General features: G+C 61.8%; 2 protein-coding genes and 1 pseudogene. 2 read left to right on the top strand and 1 reads right to left on the bottom strand.

The window, feature by feature from the left end:
• A pseudogene (locus G113_RS21920) lies at positions 1-370 on the bottom strand (hypothetical protein); the annotation flags it as partial.
• Between G113_RS21920 and queG the strand changes: the two are divergent.
• Together queG and ppgK are read left to right on the top strand one after the other, a co-directional pair.
• Positions 338-1465 carry a tRNA epoxyqueuosine(34) reductase QueG gene (gene queG, locus G113_RS19765; protein ID WP_005912795.1) on the top strand — a complete coding sequence of 376 codons (1128 nt, stop codon included), beginning with the start codon at positions 338-340 and terminating at the stop codon, positions 1463-1465. The pseudogene G113_RS21920 and the gene queG overlap by 33 nt on opposite strands.
• Before the next feature lie 85 nt (positions 1466-1550).
• Positions 1551-2342: a polyphosphate--glucose phosphotransferase gene (gene ppgK, locus G113_RS19760; RefSeq protein WP_005912793.1), complete on the top strand. Its 792-nt coding sequence runs from the start codon at positions 1551-1553 to the stop codon at positions 2340-2342.
• Positions 2343-2584 lie beyond the last annotated feature (242 nt).

Below are 2584 nucleotides of genomic sequence, written 5' to 3'. Positions count from 1 at the left end.
TCGCGCGGCTATCGATCTGACTCTGAAACCGGCAGCCTGGGCCAACCTGGCCAACACGTAGCCATCGCCACCACTTGTTGCCGGGGCCGGTGAACACCCACCAGTGGTGGGCATCTGGCCAATGTTGCCTGGCATAATCAAGCAGAGCCGCACCGGCACGCTCCATCAACTCATAAAGCGGCATCCCCGCAGCAGCTGCCAACTCGGCCTCGGCCCGACGGATCTGCTCGCTACGCCATAGCAGGCCAGGCAGGCTCGGGGCAGGCTCGGGGCAGGACTGCTCGGTTCGCTGCGGACCTGTGGTAAACTGCCCTCTCCTCTCCTGTTGATCTGCATCATGACGGCTCCCGATTTCGACAAACTGGCCCACGATATCAAGCTCTGGGCACGCGAGCTAGGATTTGACCAGGCTGGCATCACGGACACTGACCTAAGCCTGGAAGAGTCCAGGTTGCAGGCCTGGCTCGATGCCGGCCACCACGGCTCTATGGACTACATGGCCCGCCATGGCATGATGCGCGCCCGTCCCCATGAACTGCTGCCGGGCACCCTGCGAGTGCTGTCGGTGCGGATGAACTATCTCCCCTTCGAGGCAGGATTCGCCGCTACCCTGCGCGATCCCAGCCTGGGTTACATCAGTCGTTATGCCCTGGGCCGCGACTACCACAAGCTGCTGCGCGCCCGTCTCAAACAGCTCGGCGAACGAATTGAAGCGCGCTGCGACGCGCTGGGCTGGCGTCCCTTTGTCGACTCGGCCCCCGTGCTGGAGCGGCCTCTGGCTGCCAAGGCCGGGCTTGGCTGGGTTGGCAAACACTCACTTTTGCTCAATGAGTCCGCAGGTTCCTTCTTCTTCCTCGGTGAACTGCTGCTGAGCTTGCCGCTACCTTTGGACAAGCCGGTGGAGAAAGAGCTGTGCGGCAAGTGCGTGGCCTGCATCAACATCTGCCCAACCGGCGCCATCGTCGCGCCCTATGTGGTGGATGGTCGGCGCTGCATCTCCTATCTCACCATAGAGAGCGATGACCCCATCCCTGTCGAGCTCAGACCCCTGCTCGGCAACCGCATCTATGGCTGCGATGACTGTCAGCTCATCTGCCCCTGGAATCGTTATGCCGATGCCAGCCCCGAGCCTGACTTTCGCCCACGCGCCAATCTTCACAGCCCAAAATTGCTGGATCTCTGGTGCTGGTCCGAGCCTGAGTTTCTCAAGAACACCGAAGGGAGTCCCATTCGCCGCATCGGTTATCAACGCTGGCGCCGCAACCTGGCGGTGGCGCTGGGCAATGGCCCGGCCGACGAGGGGGTGCTGGATGCGCTGAAGGCCGCCCTGCCAACTGCCGAACCCATGGTGGCCGAACACATCAGTTGGGCCCTGGCGAGCCTGACCGCCCGTCAGCAGGGTGAGAACCGCAAGACCAAGCTGCTCATCCGCTGCATCGAAAAGGGCCTGCCTGATCACGCTTGAGCAGCAGGCCCCTTGCTGTTTCCGCATACATTTCCCATGCTTTAGCGCCACTTGTGTGGCGCCATCATCATAAGGATCAGACCAGATGCAGATATTGGGTGTGGACATAGGCGGCTCGGGCATCAAGGGGGCCCTGGTCGATACAAAGAGTGGCGAACTCATTGGCGAACGCCATCGCATCCCGACCCCGCAGCCGGCCACCCCGGCCGCCATCGCCCATGCCCTCAAGCAATTGGTCGAACACTTCCAGTGGCAGGGGCCCATCGGCTGCGGTTTTCCCGCCACCATACACCATGGGGTCGCCAAGAATGCCTCCAACATCGACAAGAGCTGGATAGAAACGGATGCCGCCAGGCTGTTCTCTGAAGTCACAGGCCAGCCCTGCTTCGTGCTCAACGACGCCGATGCGGCGGGTCTTGCCGAGATGCGATTTGGCGCCGGTCAACATCATGATGGCGTCGTCATCCTGATCACCGTCGGTACCGGCATAGGTACAGCCCTGTTTGTCGAGGGTCATCTGTTGCCCAATACCGAACTGGGTCACCTGATGCTGGAGGGCATGATAGCCGAGCACTACTGCTCGGATGCGGCGCGCAAGCGGGAGGATCTCTCCTGGGGGAAATGGGGCAAGCGTTTCAATCAGTACCTGGCCCGGCTCGAGTTCCTCTTCTCGCCGGATCTCTTCATCCTGGGCGGAGGCACTGCCGCCAAACTCGACAAGTTCGTCGACAGGATAGCCAGCCGGGCTCCGCTCATCGCCGCCGCCAGCCTCAACCAGGCAGGCATCATCGGCGCCGCGCTCTATGGTGCCGAACAGGCTAGCCTGCAGCAGGCAAACAGGCAGAAACGGGGCGCGGCCGCCAAGCAGACTCACTGACCCCAAGGATGGCGGCCGCGTCGAGGAAAGTGGCCGCTTACCTCCCCATGCCTCCCACGTTGACACCGCCTGACCATGCTGATGCCAATAGGGATGGCATCAGCAAACCTGCGCGGCAGAGGCGCTGACCGGAGCTAGGTTGGCGAACGTCAGGATCGGAAAATCGCAGCCTGGTGGCTGTGTCAGGTATTAAATCAGGTGAGGGACATCAAGAGACAACACGATGAAGAGATTGGAGCGGG

The organism is Aeromonas molluscorum 848 (genome assembly GCF_000388115.1).
Classification (GTDB): domain Bacteria; phylum Pseudomonadota; class Gammaproteobacteria; order Enterobacterales; family Aeromonadaceae; genus Aeromonas; species Aeromonas molluscorum.
This window is presented reverse-complemented; position numbering and strand designations above follow the sequence as displayed.